Raw genomic sequence first — 13,619 nt, 5'->3', positions numbered from 1 at the left:
GGGGCATTCTAAACACATCCGCCAAGGGTTCGTGAACCGCCCGGCGAGAATAAACCAGCTATAAATATGAGAACTGACCAGTCACGGTTTGCGCTGTTGAAATTGCTGCAAAATTGGCACAGATTGGCAACCAAACAACTACAACAAACGCTTCTCTAGGCTAATCGTTGAGTGGCTTTTCCCCGATCTTACGGAAATTTCCCACTCAGTTCGCAATAGACGAAGCAACCATCAGGGGAGCTGGTGCTTGAAAAAACGTCTGTTCGTTACGGGCCTCAGCGGTTTCGTTGGACGTCACCTCAAATCTCGACTGAACGGTCATGATTCGACGTGGCAGGTGATGCCTGTCGCCGCACGCTACGACCTGACGGACGCCAAGACCCTGGAGGGCCTCTGGCCCGAGCTTCCCGACGCCGTGATCCACCTGGCAGGCCAGACCTTTGTGCCCGAAGCCTTCCGCGATCCGGCGCGCACCCTGCACATCAACCTGATGGGCACCTTGAACCTGCTCCAGGCCCTCAAGGCCCGGGGTTTCACCGGAACGTTCCTGTATGTCAGCTCCGGTGACGTCTATGGCCAGGTCGGCGAAGACCGACTGCCGATTACCGAACTGCAACCGCCCGCCCCGCGCAACCCGTATGCCGTGAGCAAGCTGTCGGCCGAACTGCTGAGCCTGCAGTGGGGCATGAGCGAAGGCTGGCCGGTGCTGGTGGCCCGCCCGTTCAATCACATCGGTGCCGGCCAGAAGGACAGCTTCGTCATTGCCAGCGCCGCCCGGCAGATCAGCCGGATCAAGCTGGGCCTGCAACCGGCCCGGCTGCAAGTGGGCGATATCGACGTGACCCGCGACTTCCTCGATGTCGGCGATGTGATTTCGGCCTACCTGACCCTGCTGGAAAAAGGCACCCCGGGGCAGGTCTACAACATCTGCTCGGGGCGCGAGCAAAGCATTCGCAACCTGATCGAACAACTGGGCGATCTCGCCCAGGTCGATGTGCAACTTATCCAGGACCCTGCGCGTCTTCGCCGCGCAGAACAGCGTCGCGTCTGTGGTAGCCCAGCCAAGCTACGACAGGCCACCGGATGGACGCCCGAAACAACAACACAACAATCCTTGCGGACGATCCTGTCCGACTGGGAGATACGGGTACAACAAGAATGAAAAGTGCATTGATCACAGGGATCACCGGCCAGGACGGCGCGTATCTGGCCAAGTTGCTGCTCGACAAGGGTTACAAAGTCCACGGCCTGGTGGCGCGACGCAGCAGCGATTCGCGCTGGCGGCTGCGAGAGATGGGCATCGAACAGGACATCGTTTACCTGGACGGTGACATGGCCGATGCCTGCTCGGTGCAACGGGCAGTGATCAAGTCGGCGCCGGACGAGGTGTATAACCTGGCCGCGCAAAGTTTCGTCGCGGCCTCCTGGGACCAGCCGGTGACCACCGGCATCGTCGACGGGCTGGGGGTTACCCACCTGCTCGAAGCCATTCGCCAGTTCAGTGTGCAGACCCGCTTCTACCAGGCCTCCACCAGCGAAATGTTCGGCCTGATCCAGGCCGAGCAACAAGACGAGCACACCCCGTTCTATCCGCGCAGCCCCTATGGCGTGGCGAAACTGTACGGCCACTGGATCACCGTCAACTACCGGGAAAGCTTCGGCCTGCATGCCAGCAGCGGCATCCTGTTCAACCACGAATCACCGCTGCGCGGCATCGAGTTCGTGACTCGCAAGGTCACCGATGCCGCTGCGCGCATCAAGCAGGGCAAGCAGCAGGAATTGCGCCTGGGCAATATCGACGCCAAGCGCGACTGGGGCTTTGCCGGCGATTACGTCGAAGCCATGTGGCTGATGTTGCAACAGGACAGCCCCGATGATTACGTGGTGGCCACCGGCGTCACCACCACCGTGCGCGAGATGTGCAGGATTGCCTTCGAACACGTGGGCCTGGACTACCGTGACTTCGTCAAGATCGACCCGGCGTTTTTCCGCCCGGCCGAAGTCGAGGTGTTGCTCGGCAACCCGGCCAAGGCACAACGCGTCCTGGGCTGGAAGCCTCGGACCGACCTCGACACCCTGATCCGCATGATGATGGATGCGGACATGAAACGCGTCGCCAAGGAGTAGGCCATGCTCATTCCCGTGATTCTTTCCGGCGGTGCCGGGACGAGGTTGTGGCCGGTGTCCCGCGAGGGCCATCCCAAGCCTTTCATGCTCTTGCCCGACGGCCAGTCGCTGCTGAGCAAGACCTATCGGCGGGCGGCGGGGTTGTTCGACGGTCGAGGCGACATCGTCACCGTCACCAATCGCGAGTACTACTTCCAGAGCCGCGACCACTATCAGAGCGCCCACCTGGAGCGTTATCGCGGTCACTTCGTTCTGGAACCGACAGGCCGCAACACCGCGCCGGCCATTGCCACGGCCACCCTCGCGGTACAGGCCCTGCACGGTGACGAGGCGATCCTGGTGGTCATGCCTGCCGATCACTTGATCAAGGACGAGGCGGCCTTCAAGGCCTCCGTTGAGCACGCCGTGGAGCTGGCCAAAAACGGCCATCTGGTGACCTTCGGCGTGCTGCCCTCGGCGCCGGAAACTGGCTTCGGCTATATCGAACGGGGCCAGCCCCTGGATACCAAGGGCGCGGCCAAGGTCGTGAGATTTGTCGAAAAGCCCGACTTGCAGACCGCCACGCAGTACCTGGAAAGTGGCCGTTTCCTGTGGAATTCGGGGATGTTCTGCTTCTCGGTCAAGACCCTGTTGGCGGAGCTGCACGCCCACGCCCCCGAGCTGCTGGAACAGGCGCGCGCCTGTGTCACGGCCAGCACGGCGGTGGAAACCTCAGGTTGTGTGCAGCAGGAATTGTCCGCGGCGCATTTCGCCGAAATGCCGGACATCTCCATCGACTACGCCCTGATGGAGCGCTCAGCCAATGTCGTGGTGATCCCGGCCGCCTTCGACTGGAGCGATATCGGTTCCTGGAGCGCCGTCGCCAGCCTGGTACCCGCCGACGGGCAAAACAACCGCGCCACCGGTGAAGCCCTGTTTATCGACAGCCAGAACACCTTCGTCCAGAGCGACAGCCGCCTGGTGGCCGCCCTGGGCGTGGAAAACCTGATCATCATCGACACCGCCGACGCCGTGCTGGTGGCCCATGCCGACCGCGCCCAGGATGTTCGCCGCGTCGCCCGGCAACTCAAGGACAAGGACCACGACGCCTATCGCCTGCATCGCACGGTCAGCCGTCCATGGGGCAGTTATACCGTCCTCGAAGAAGGTCCACGTTTCAAGATCAAGCGCATCGTGGTCAAGCCTGGCGCATCGCTGTCGCTGCAAATGCACCATCACCGCAACGAACATTGGGTAGTCGTCGAAGGCATGGCCAAGGTCACCAATAACGGCTCGGGCTCGCACCTGGTCGCCAAGAACGAATCGACCTTCATTCCCGCCGGCCACAAGCATCGCCTGGAAAACCCCGGTGTCATCGACCTGGTCATCATCGAGGTCCAGAGCGGCGAATACCTCGGGGAAGACGACATCGTCCGCTTCGAAGACCACTACGGCAGGGCCGTCTGATGCTGTTGGCCTTGCAACGCTCACTGTGGAGCTATCGCGGCTTCGTCCTGGGCAGCGTCAAGCGCGAGTTCCAGGCACGCTATCGCAACTCGTTGTTCGGCGCGTTGTGGACGGTGCTCAACCCGTTGTCGATGATCCTCGTCTACACGGTGATTTTTTCCCACATCATGCGTGCCCGCCTGCCCGGGGTCGAAGATGGCATGGCCTACAGCGTCTACCTCTGTGCCGGGCTGCTGACCTGGGGGTTGTTCGCGGAAATCACCACCCGCAGCCAGGGCATGTTCCTGGAAAACGCCAACCTGCTGAAAAAGATCAGCTTCCCCCGGATCTGCCTGCCGGTGATCGTGCTGTTCAATGCAGGGATCAACTTCGCGATCATCCTCGGGCTCTTTCTCGGTTTCCTGCTGATCACCGGGCGCTGGCCAGGCATGACCTTGCTGGCCCTGGTGCCGCTGCTGGCCCTGCAAGTGATGTTCGCCGCCGGGCTGGGCATGCTGCTGGGGATTCTCAATGTGTTTTTCCGCGATGTCGGGCAGTTGTTCGGCATTTGCCTGCAATTCTGGTTCTGGCTCACGCCGATCGTTTACCCGATGACGATCCTGCCGCCATCGATCCAGCAACTGCTCGCCTTCAACCCCATGACCGCCCTGATGCAGAGCTACCAGAACCTGTTTCTCTACAACCAGTGGCCGGTCTGGAGTTCGCTGGTGCCGTTGCTGGTGGTGGCCCTGTTGTTGTGTGCCTTGGGCCTGCGCATGTTTCGCCGGCGCGGCGGTGAAATGGTGGATGAACTCTGATGGGACATTTGCGCGTCACCGGCCTGGGCAAGGCCTACAAGCAGTATCCGAACCGCTGGAGCCGGCTGTTCGAGTGGTTGATCCCCTTTTCCCGCCAGCGCCATCAACTGCACTGGATCCTGCAAGGCGTGGATTTCGAGATCCAGCCCGGCGAAGCCGTCGGCATCGTCGGGGTCAACGGTGCCGGCAAAAGCACGTTGCTCAAGATGATCACCGGCACCACCCAACCCACCTGCGGCCACATCCACTTGCAAGGCCGCGTCGCCGCGTTGCTGGAATTGGGCATGGGCTTTCATCCAGACTTCACCGGCCGCCAGAATGCGTTCATGGCCGGTCAGTTGTTGGGGATGCACGTAGAGGAAATACAAGCGTTGATGCCCGAGATCGAGGGGTTCGCCGAAATCGGCGAGGCCATCGACCAGCCGGTACGCACTTACTCCAGCGGCATGCAGATGCGCCTGGCGTTCAGCGTTGCCACCGCCCGACGCCCGGACATCCTGATCGTCGACGAAGCGCTGTCGGTGGGCGATGCCTACTTCCAGCACAAGAGCTTCGAGCGCATCCGCAGCTTCCGCAAGGCCGGCACCACGCTGCTGATCGTGTCCCACGATCGCTCGGCGATCCAGTCGATCTGCGACACCGCCATCCTGCTCGAACACGGGCGCATGGCCATGCGCGGCAAGCCGGAAGAGGTGATGGATTACTACAACGCGATGCTGGCCCAGCGCGAGGGCCAGGTGGTTCGCCAGGAGATGCTCGCCAACGGCCAGATACGCACGATTTCCGGTACCGGCGAGGCCGGCATCGTCGATGTGCAATTGCTCAACAGCCAGGGGCAGCCGGTGGAAGTGGCCGAGATCGGCCAGCCGATGGTGTTGCAAGTGCGGGTCGAAATCCGCCAGGACATCGAGCGGCTGGTGCTGGGCTTTTTGATCAAGGACCGCCTTGGCCAGCCCATGTACGGCATCAACACCCATCGCCAGGACAAAGCCGTGACCGACCTAAAGGCCGGCGAACAGATCACCTTCCGTTTCAGTTTCGACATGCGCCTGGGCAAGGGCAATTACTCCGTCGCGCTCAGCCTGTCGCGGCTGGACTCGCACCTGGACCGTAATTTCGAATGGCGCGACTATGGGTTGGTGTTTCACGTCATCAATAATCGCCAGGAGGATTTCGTCGGCTGTTCCTGGCTCCAGGCCCGGACCAGTATCCAGCGTTCGAGCCAGACGGCCGTCGAGGCGTTGCCGCAAAAGGAGTTGCCATGAGCCGTTTGCTGGTGGATTGCACCTACGTATACGACCACCCGAATGACAACTCCGGCATTCAGCGAGTGGTGCGCAACGTCATTCGCGAATTACCGGCCAAGGACCAGGAGCGCGAATGCATTCCCGTGGTGATGCTGCAAGGCAAGCTGTACGAGGTGAAAAGCCTGGCCCCCCTGCCCACGAATGGATGGGATCTGGCCGGCCTGCGAGCACGCCTGGTCCAGTTCGCCAATCTGTTCTGGCTCAGGCAGCGGACCCTCGAACGGCGGCGCCCCTTCAGCCAGTCGGTCTGGGCGCGCCGCTTCCTGTACGTTGCTTGCCGACTGTTCGCCCTGGGGTGCCTGAGCCTGCCCATTCGAATCCTCGATCGTCTGCTCAAACGCAAGCCTGCCCCGGCGCGCAGCGTACCGCTGGCACATCGAGCCGGCGATCAACTGGTATTGCTGGACTCTTCCTGGCACTCAGGTTTCTTTCCCCTGGCCGAACAGCTCAAGCGTGATGGCGTCGGGATCATCTCGGTGATCTATGACCTGATTCCCCTGACCCACCCACAATTCTGCGACGCCGGACTGGTCAAGGTGTTCAACCATTGGTTCGACTGGATTGCCCGCACCGCCGACGGCTACATCGCCATCTCCACCACCATCCGCGACCAGCTTCGCCAGGAAATGGTCCGGCGTATTGGCGAGCAACAGGTGCGCGAGCGCTGGTTCGACTATTTCCACTTGGGCAGCGAACTGGACCTGATCGACGCCACTCACGCCGTCGACCCGAACTTGCTGCGGCTGTTCAAGCGCCCCGAGCCGGTGTTCCTGATGGTCAGCACCATCGAACCGCGGAAAAACCATGCCTACCTGATCGATGCGTTCGAGCGGGCCTGGGCCGCCGGGTCACAAGCACGGTTATGCATCGTCGGGAAAATCGGCTGGAAGTGCGAAGCCCTGATCGAACGTATCCAGCGTCATCCACAACTCGACAGCCGCCTGTTCATGTTCAACAACCTGGCGGACCAAAGCCTGGAACACGCCTATCGACACTCCACTGCACTGGTGTTCCCGTCCTACGTGGAAGGCTTCGGCCTGCCGTTGGTGGAGGCCATGCAACGCGGCTTGCCGGCGATGGGCAGCGACATTCCGGTGTTTCGGGAAATCGGCGGTGACTTCATGGTCTACTTCGATCTCGACGATCCCCAAAGCCTGGCGAACCTGGTCATCGACATGGAACACACCGGGGTATTCCCGGCCAGGCGCAACCTGGAGCAATGGCAATGGCTGAGTTGGCGCCAGGCCAGCGCGCAACTGGTGGAGCGGATCGAGCGACACGTCGACGAAGTGATCGTCGACAGGGAAACAGCATGCGGATAGCCCTCAACGCACGCATTCTCCAGGCGCCACGCACTGGCATCGGCCACTACGTGGCGGAACTGGCGACGGCCTTGGCCCGGGAACCGGATGTACAGCTGTCGCTATTCCACGGCTGGGGCTGGAGCCCGCAATTGCCGCCAACCGCCAAGCCTGGCTATTCAAGGCTGAGCCCCTTGCTGCGACGGGTTCCGGGCGCTTACCAGGCGCGGCGCTGGCTGGAGCAGAAACGCTTCGATCAAGGTCGTTCAAAAGCTATCGACCTGTATCACGAGCCCAGCCTGTGGCCGCTGGCCTTCGAAGGGCCGACGGTGATCACCCTTCATGACCTGACGCACCTGCGCTACCCCGAGACGCAACCACCGGCACGCCTGAAGGAAATCGAGCGACGACTCAGCCGCGCAGTGGAGCAGGCGCAGCTGATCCTGACCGACTCGCAGTTCATCGCCGATGAAGCCCAGCAGTATTTCGGCCTGCCCGCCGAGCGCCTGAGGGTCGCGCCACTGGGGGTCGCGGCACGTTTCCACCCGCGCGAACCGGAAGCGATCGACGCCGTGCTCAAAGCCCATGGCCTGGAGCACGGCCGATACTTCCTCTGTGTCGGCACCCTGGAGCCACGCAAGAACCTGTCGTTGGCCCTGCGCGCCCATGCCGGGCTCCCTGAATCCCTACGTCAGGCTTTTCCTTTGTTCATTGTAGGAATGAGCGGATGGCAACAGGCACAGCTCAATGATGAGTTGAAACGCGCCCTGGCTGGCGGTCATGTTTGTCTGGCGGGTTACCTGCCTGACGAACAGGTCGCCCAATTGTTGGCGGGGGCACGGGCACTGGTGTTCCCGTCGTACTACGAAGGCTTTGGCCTGCCGGTGCTCGAAGCCATGGCCAGTGGCACGCCGGTGATGACCACCCGCTGCTCGGCGATGCCGGAAGTGGCCGGGCCGGCCGGTATCTATTGCGAACCCGACGATCCGCATGCCATGCGCGACGCCATGGAGCGGTTGATCGAAGATCGCCTGCATTGGCAGGCGCATCGGGAAGCGGGATTACAACAGGCCGCGCTGTTTTCCTGGGAACGCTGTGCAAAGGTCACTGCCCACGCGTATCGCCAGGTCTTGGGAGGTTGAATGCGAGTCCTGCACTTTTACAAAAGTTATTTGACTGACTCCATGGGCGGCATCGCACAGGTCATTTTCCAGCTTTGCGACAGCAGCGACCGATTGGGTATCGATAACACCGTGCTGACGTTGAGCGAACATCCCGCACCCGGTCCGATCCAGCTCCGACAGCATATCGTTCATCAAGCTCGAATGGACTTCCAAGTGGCGTCCACCGGTTTCTCCTACAGCGTGTTCAAGAAATTCCGTGAGCTGGCCGCCGAAGCGGACGTGATCAACTACCACTTCCCCTGGCCGTTCATGGACCTGGTGCACTTTTGCAGTGCCGTGAAAAAACCCTACGTGGTGACCTATCATTCGGACATCGTCCGCCAACGGCACCTGCTCAAGCTCTATCGGCCGCTGATGCGACGCTTCCTGGACGGCGCTGACCGTATCGTCGCGGCCTCGCCGAACTATGTTCAAACCAGCGATGTGCTCAAGGAATACAGCGCCAAGACCCGGATCATCACCTACGGCCTGAACAAGACCAGTTATCCACAGGCTGACGCCGAACGCATGGCGGGATGGAAGGCAAGACTGGGCGAGCGCTTCTTTTTGTTCGTGGGGGTGATGCGTTATTACAAAGGCCTGCACATTCTGCTCGACGCCCTCAAAGGCGTGGATTACCCCGTCGTCATCCTGGGCGCCGGCCCATTGGAAAAGCAACTGCATGCCCAGGCCACGAAACTGGGCCTGCGTAACCTGCATTTCCTCGGGCGCCTGGGGGACGAAGACAAGGTCGCATTGCTGGAACTGAGTTATGCCATCGTGTTTCCTTCACACCTGCGCTCCGAAGCCTTTGGCATCTCCCTGCTCGAAGGCGCGATGTTCGGCAAGCCGATGATCTCCAGCGAAATCGGCACCGGCACCAGCTACATCAACATCCACGACGAAACCGGCCTGGTGGTGCCCCCCAGCAACCCCGAGGCCTTCCGCGAGGCGATGCGCACCCTGTGGGAAAACCCGGCCCAGGCCCAGGCAATGGGCATCAAGGCCGAAGCCCGTTACCGCCAGTTGTTCACCTCCGAAGAGATGGGCCAAAAGTGGGTGCAGTTGTACGAGGAACTGCTGGAGGAAAAGGCACTTTCCTACGCCTGATACCAAATCACGATAGAGCGACGAAATCTCTGCCGTGTGGGAGCAAAGCTTGCTCGCGAAACAGGCGCCTCGATCTCTGAAAGACCGCAGGGCCTTCATCGCGGGCAAGCCTTGCTCCCACAGTGAAGATACCCCCCTCACCACCGGGTCTGTTTCAGGCGTGCTTTTGCAACCCGACAACCGTACGCGGCATGCCCACGAACCCGGGCAAGGCTTCGATCCGCGCCAGCCAGGCCCGCACATGGACATAGTCTTCCAACGACACATTGCCTTCCGGTGCGTGGGCGATGTAGCTGTAGCCGGCGATGTCCGCGACGGTCGCCGTATCACCCGCCAGAAAATCACGACGGCTCAATTCCTGATCGATGACTTTCAGCACAGCGTGGGAACGGGCAATCACGTCCTCGGCGTTGTAGGCCGCGCCAAACACCGTGATCAGTCGCGCCGTTGCCGGCCCCGCATGGATCGGCCCGGCCGCCGCCGACAACCAGCGCTGCACCCGCGCGGCGCCGACTGGATCGGTGGGCAGCCAACGGCCCTTGCCATATTTGTGCGCCAGGTACACCAGGATTGCGTTGGAGTCCGCCAGCACCACACCGTCATCGTCAATGACCGGTACCTGGCCAAACGTATTGAGCGCGAGGAAACCCGGCTGTTTGTGCGCGCCCTTGGCCAAGTCGACGAAGACCTCCTCGACCGGTAGCCCGAGCAACGAAAGCATCAATTGAACGCGATGGGAATGGCCGGAAAGCGGGAAGTGATAGTGCTTGATAGGGTTCATGGTCGACTCCGCAGGAAGTGACGCCATCAGCACAACGGCGTCGATGGGGTCATCTTCCGCTCCGGGCCAAAACAAGAGAATCACCCAGAAATGCAATCCATTGTTTCAGCCAGAGAAACAATGCGTCAGCCGCTCAAGGCTGGATGTTCGCGCAATGCACTGACGACAAAATCGACAAAACTGCGGACCCGCGCCGGCGCATTGCGTCCGCCCTGGTACACCACATGGATCGGCAGAGGCGGCAATTCGAAATCGGCCAGGACGATTTCCAGTTCGTCGGCGGCCACGTTGCCTGCCACTTGATAAGACAGGACTCGCGTCATTCCCAACCCCTGGCAAGCGGCGGTGATCGCCGCCTGGTTGGCCGTCACCACCAGCCGAGGCACGGGCCGGACGGCCAACGGTTGGCCTGAGTCGATGAAGGTCCAGCTTTTGACCTGGCCAATGGCCGACGACGCCACCACGGGCATTCGCTCCAGGTCATCCGGATGCCGGGGCCGCCCGTGGCGGGCGAAGAAATCCGGGGAGCCGCACACCACTCGCCGTACTTCACCGACCCGAACGGCGTGTAGGTTGCTGTCCGGCAGCTCGCCGATGCGCAGGGCAACGTCGATGCCCTCCTCCACCAGGCTCACCGTACGGTCCAATAGCAAAGCGTTGATGCTGACCTCTGGGAACCGATGCAGGTAATCCACCAGCAGCGGCGTAACGAACAACTGGCCGAACAGCACCGGCGCGGTGATCGTCAATTGCCCACGGGGCTGAACGTGACTACCGGCCGCCGAATCCTCGGCTTCCTGCAAATCGCTCAGGATCCGCCGACAGTCCTCGAGAAAGCGCTGACCGGCTTCACTCAGGTACACATTGCGGGTGGTGCGCACCAGCAATGGCGTGCCGATGCGTTGTTCCAACCCTGCCACCGCCCGCGTGACGCTGGCCGCCGACAGGCCCAGGCGCCGCGCCGCCGCCGAAAAACCCGACTCTTGGGCCACGGCGAGAAAAACCTGCATTTCCTGGAACCTGTCCATCCATCCCCCGATGAGAAATCCTGATACAAGTTTTCCGCGCGCCTCAAAAGCAGCGCTGCGCCGCCATTGTAGAGGCCTGCGCCAGTGAACCACAGCGTAGCGCAGCCGGACACCGGGACATTGGCTCGGCCAGGGGCGATTGCCCTTGGTACCATCCCTCCTCATGACAGTTTCATGACCGAAGGAAGAACCTGCTGTGGGAGCGAGCTTGCTCGCGATGGCGTCAGTCAGTCACATGCCATATGGACTGATACACCGCTATCGCGAGCAAGCTCGCTCCTACAGGGTGGGTGTGTCGTTCAATGGATTGGCTTCAACAGAAAGGCCCGTTTCTCGTGAATATTCTTTATCGCGCTTCAACCCACCCCCGCGCCGCCCTCATCGCCCTGATTGGCTGCGTATTACTCGTCCCCATGGGCCTGCGTCTCGCCCTGGGTTGGTCCGACCCGCTGGGCTATCTGTCGGACCTGGGCGTCGGTGGGTTACTGATCGCGTTGTTTTATCGTCGCCCCTGGTGGCTGGTGCTGCCGGTATTGCTGGCCTGGAGTGCGTTGACGCTGGCTAGCATCGAGCTGGTCAGTGCGGTGGGGCGGATGCCCAATCCTTCGGACATTCATTACCTGACCGACCCGCAGTTCGTTGAAAACTCCACCAGCGGCGGCTTCGCCCATCCGTGGCTGGCCGCGATCCAGTTGGCCGCGCTGGCGTTCTGGCTGATGACCCAATGGACCAGCCGCCCACACCTGACGCCACGCTTGCCTCGCCACGCCTGGGCCGTGCCCGTGTTGCTCCTGTTGAGCCACGGCGCATTGCAAACCTGGCGCCCCAGTGAGGCGGACCAATGGAACGTGTTCAACCTGCCTCACCAACTCGTCACCGCAGGTGTCGCGGCCGGGCAGGACCAAGCCCGGCAATGGCTCGACGGCGATGCCGTGGACCCCGCCCCGCCCATGGCGGGGCTGACCCGCCTGGACCTCGATGGCAACAGGCTGCTGGCCGAACCGGGGCGTGCGCGCAACGTCCTGGTCATCGCCCTGGAGGGCATTCCCGGCGCCTACGTGAGTGCCAACCGCCAGGCCTTGAACAGCCGCTATCAGGAAAACCTGATGCCACACCTCAGCGCCTGGGCCGAGCGAGGCATGAACACCCCCGATTACGTCCTGCACAGCCACCAGACCATTCGTGGCTTGTACGCGATGCTGTGTGGCGACTACGACAAACTCGACGACGGCACGCCCAAAGGCGTCGAAATGCTCAACCAGACCCAGCGCAACCAGGCCTGCCTCCCGGCCCAGTTGCGCCAGAACGGCTTTTCCACGCATTTCCTCCAGGGCGCGGGCCTGCGGTTCATGGCCAAGGACCGGATCATGCCGCACATCGGCTTCGACACGACCCTGGGCATGGAGTGGTTCACTCGCCCCGCCTACCTGGAATTCCCTTGGGGCAAGGACGACAAGACGTTCTTCGAAGGCGCGCTGGACTACGTAGGGCAACTGCAACAAGCGGACAAGCCCTGGATGCTGACCTTGCTGACCGTTGGCACGCACCAGCCCTACTCGGCGCCGGATGACTACCTGCAACGCTACGACACCGCCAAGCAGGCGGCGGTGGGTTACCTGGACGACGCACTGGCGAGCTTCCTGGCGGGCCTGGAACGCCAGGGCATCCTGGACAATACCCTGGTGGTCATCACCTCGGACGAATCCCATGGCATCGACGATGTGCGGCTGGCCTCGTCCTGGGGGTTCAACCTGACGCTGGCGCCGGAACCATTGCCCCGGATCAAGTCAGGCACCTACGGGCATGTGGACCTGACCGCCTCGATCCTCGATTACTTCGGCTTCACGGTGCCCACGTCGTTGTCCGGTCGCTCGATGTTCAGGGACTACCCGACGGGCCGGGAAATCATGTCGTTCACCAATGGCAAGCTGCGCTACCACGACGGCAAGGGCACATTCACCGAATGCGATTTCCTCCAGCATTGCCGTTACTACAGCAGCGAAGGTTTCATCGCCGACCGCGCCACCTATGGCGGGCAATACAGCGGCCAGCGCGCCCGATTGATCAGCGCCCGGGCCACGGCCCTGGACCAGACCCTGATGCGCACGCCCCTGAACCAGCACTATCAGTTCGGCAGCGCCGATAAAATCCCGCTGCCGGCCCAGGTCACCAATGACTGGACCGACAACCTGATCGGTGCCCAATACCTGGAAATGCCCAAGGGTTCACAGACCCGCGTCAGCCTGACCATCCGTGCGGTAGAGGCCGACCATGCCGCCTACATCTCCCTCAAGGCCAAGGAGTTCGAGCAGGATGTGCCAATGGACCTGCCGACCGAGGTGGCGGTGACACCCGACCAGCCGCTGGTAATGAACATCAGTTTCGACAACCCACAGCAGCGCAAGGCGTTTTCCTTCCATCTGCTCGGCCATGGCGTCGGCGCCATCGAGATCAGCGACTTCAGCGTCGTGACCGAACTGCCGGACCAGACGGACCAGCCGCAATACCTGGACGATATGCAGGAAGACAGCGAGGCCCAATCCAGTTGAACAAAAAACG

11 protein-coding genes are annotated in these 13,619 nt (G+C 61.8%); 9 read left to right on the top strand and 2 right to left on the bottom strand.

All coding sequences use genetic code 11. The annotated features are described in order from the left end of the window. Positions 1–247: 247 nt before the first annotated feature. The 8 genes from AO356_RS11855 to AO356_RS11820 are packed head-to-tail and all read left to right on the top strand — an operon-like array spanning position 248 to position 9,251. Complete coding sequence (locus tag AO356_RS11855) at positions 248–1,162, top strand: GDP-mannose 4,6-dehydratase (RefSeq protein WP_060739938.1); 915 nt, start codon at positions 248–250, stop codon at positions 1,160–1,162. After that, entirely contained in the window at positions 1,159–2,127 is a 969-nt protein-coding gene (gene gmd, locus AO356_RS11850; RefSeq protein ID WP_060739937.1) for a GDP-mannose 4,6-dehydratase, read from the top strand. The genes AO356_RS11855 and gmd overlap by 4 nt, the downstream gene beginning before the upstream one ends. Before the next feature lie 3 nt (positions 2,128–2,130). Beyond that, positions 2,131–3,573, top strand: a complete 1,443-nt coding sequence (locus tag AO356_RS11845) for a mannose-1-phosphate guanylyltransferase/mannose-6-phosphate isomerase (RefSeq protein WP_060739936.1) — start codon at positions 2,131–2,133, stop codon at positions 3,571–3,573. Continuing rightward, on the top strand, positions 3,573–4,370 hold the full coding sequence (locus AO356_RS11840; protein WP_060739935.1) for an ABC transporter permease: 798 nt from the start codon (positions 3,573–3,575) through the stop codon (positions 4,368–4,370). Before AO356_RS11845 ends, AO356_RS11840 begins: the two co-directional genes overlap by 1 nt. After that, positions 4,370–5,635 (top strand): ABC transporter ATP-binding protein, encoded by a 1,266-nt coding sequence (locus AO356_RS11835; RefSeq protein ID WP_060739934.1) that lies wholly within the window; start codon positions 4,370–4,372, stop codon positions 5,633–5,635. Before AO356_RS11840 ends, AO356_RS11835 begins: the two co-directional genes overlap by 1 nt. Further along, a complete protein-coding gene (locus tag AO356_RS11830; protein ID WP_060739933.1) occupies positions 5,632–6,999 on the top strand; it encodes a glycosyltransferase family 4 protein in 1,368 nt (455 codons plus the stop codon). The genes AO356_RS11835 and AO356_RS11830 overlap by 4 nt, the downstream gene beginning before the upstream one ends. After that, positions 6,990–8,120 (top strand): glycosyltransferase family 4 protein, encoded by a 1,131-nt coding sequence (locus AO356_RS11825; RefSeq protein WP_060739932.1) that lies wholly within the window; start codon positions 6,990–6,992, stop codon positions 8,118–8,120. The genes AO356_RS11830 and AO356_RS11825 overlap by 10 nt, the downstream gene beginning before the upstream one ends. Then, positions 8,121–9,251, top strand: a complete 1,131-nt coding sequence (locus AO356_RS11820; protein WP_060739931.1) for a glycosyltransferase family 4 protein — start codon at positions 8,121–8,123, stop codon at positions 9,249–9,251. Positions 9,252–9,405: 154 nt separating this feature from the next. Here the strand turns inward: AO356_RS11820 and AO356_RS11815 are convergent, their stop codons facing one another. Together AO356_RS11815 and AO356_RS11810 are read right to left on the bottom strand one after the other, a co-directional pair. Beyond that, the gene (locus AO356_RS11815) at positions 9,406–10,032 is read right to left on the bottom strand and encodes a glutathione S-transferase family protein (protein WP_060739930.1); all 627 of its coding nucleotides are present in this window, start codon (positions 10,030–10,032) and stop codon (positions 9,406–9,408) included. A 125-nt stretch (positions 10,033–10,157) separates the two neighbouring features. Then, positions 10,158–11,060, bottom strand: coding sequence for a LysR family transcriptional regulator (locus tag AO356_RS11810; protein WP_060739929.1), 903 nt, complete (start codon positions 11,058–11,060; stop codon positions 10,158–10,160). A 335-nt stretch (positions 11,061–11,395) separates the two neighbouring features. Here AO356_RS11810 and AO356_RS11805 point away from each other — a divergent pair, with 335 nt between their 5' ends. After that, complete coding sequence (locus AO356_RS11805; protein ID WP_203225780.1) at positions 11,396–13,609, top strand: LTA synthase family protein; 2,214 nt, start codon at positions 11,396–11,398, stop codon at positions 13,607–13,609. Positions 13,610–13,619: the final 10 nt, after the last annotated feature.

Origin of the sequence: Pseudomonas fluorescens (genome assembly GCF_001307275.1) — a bacterium.
Taxonomy (GTDB): Bacteria; Pseudomonadota; Gammaproteobacteria; order Pseudomonadales; family Pseudomonadaceae; genus Aquipseudomonas; species Aquipseudomonas fluorescens_AA.
This window is presented reverse-complemented; position numbering and strand designations above follow the sequence as displayed.

What these genes read in the sequence shown, in the direction of transcription:
- gmd (WP_060739937.1), top strand. Translation starts at nt 1,159, where the DNA reads ATGAAAAGTGCATTGATCACAGGGATCACCGGCCAGGACGGCGCGTAT.
- AO356_RS11845 (WP_060739936.1), top strand. Translation starts at nt 2,131, where the DNA reads ATGCTCATTCCCGTGATTCTTTCCGGCGGTGCCGGGACGAGGTTGTGG.
- AO356_RS11840 (WP_060739935.1), top strand. Translation starts at nt 3,573, where the DNA reads ATGCTGTTGGCCTTGCAACGCTCACTGTGGAGCTATCGCGGCTTCGTC.
- AO356_RS11835 (WP_060739934.1), top strand. Translation starts at nt 4,370, where the DNA reads ATGGGACATTTGCGCGTCACCGGCCTGGGCAAGGCCTACAAGCAGTAT.
- AO356_RS11830 (WP_060739933.1), top strand. Translation starts at nt 5,632, where the DNA reads ATGAGCCGTTTGCTGGTGGATTGCACCTACGTATACGACCACCCGAAT.
- AO356_RS11825 (WP_060739932.1), top strand. Translation starts at nt 6,990, where the DNA reads ATGCGGATAGCCCTCAACGCACGCATTCTCCAGGCGCCACGCACTGGC.
- AO356_RS11820 (WP_060739931.1), top strand. Translation starts at nt 8,121, where the DNA reads ATGCGAGTCCTGCACTTTTACAAAAGTTATTTGACTGACTCCATGGGC.
- AO356_RS11815 (WP_060739930.1), bottom strand. Translation starts at nt 10,032, where the DNA reads ATGAACCCTATCAAGCACTATCACTTCCCGCTTTCCGGCCATTCCCAT.
- AO356_RS11810 (WP_060739929.1), bottom strand. Translation starts at nt 11,060, where the DNA reads ATGGACAGGTTCCAGGAAATGCAGGTTTTTCTCGCCGTGGCCCAAGAG.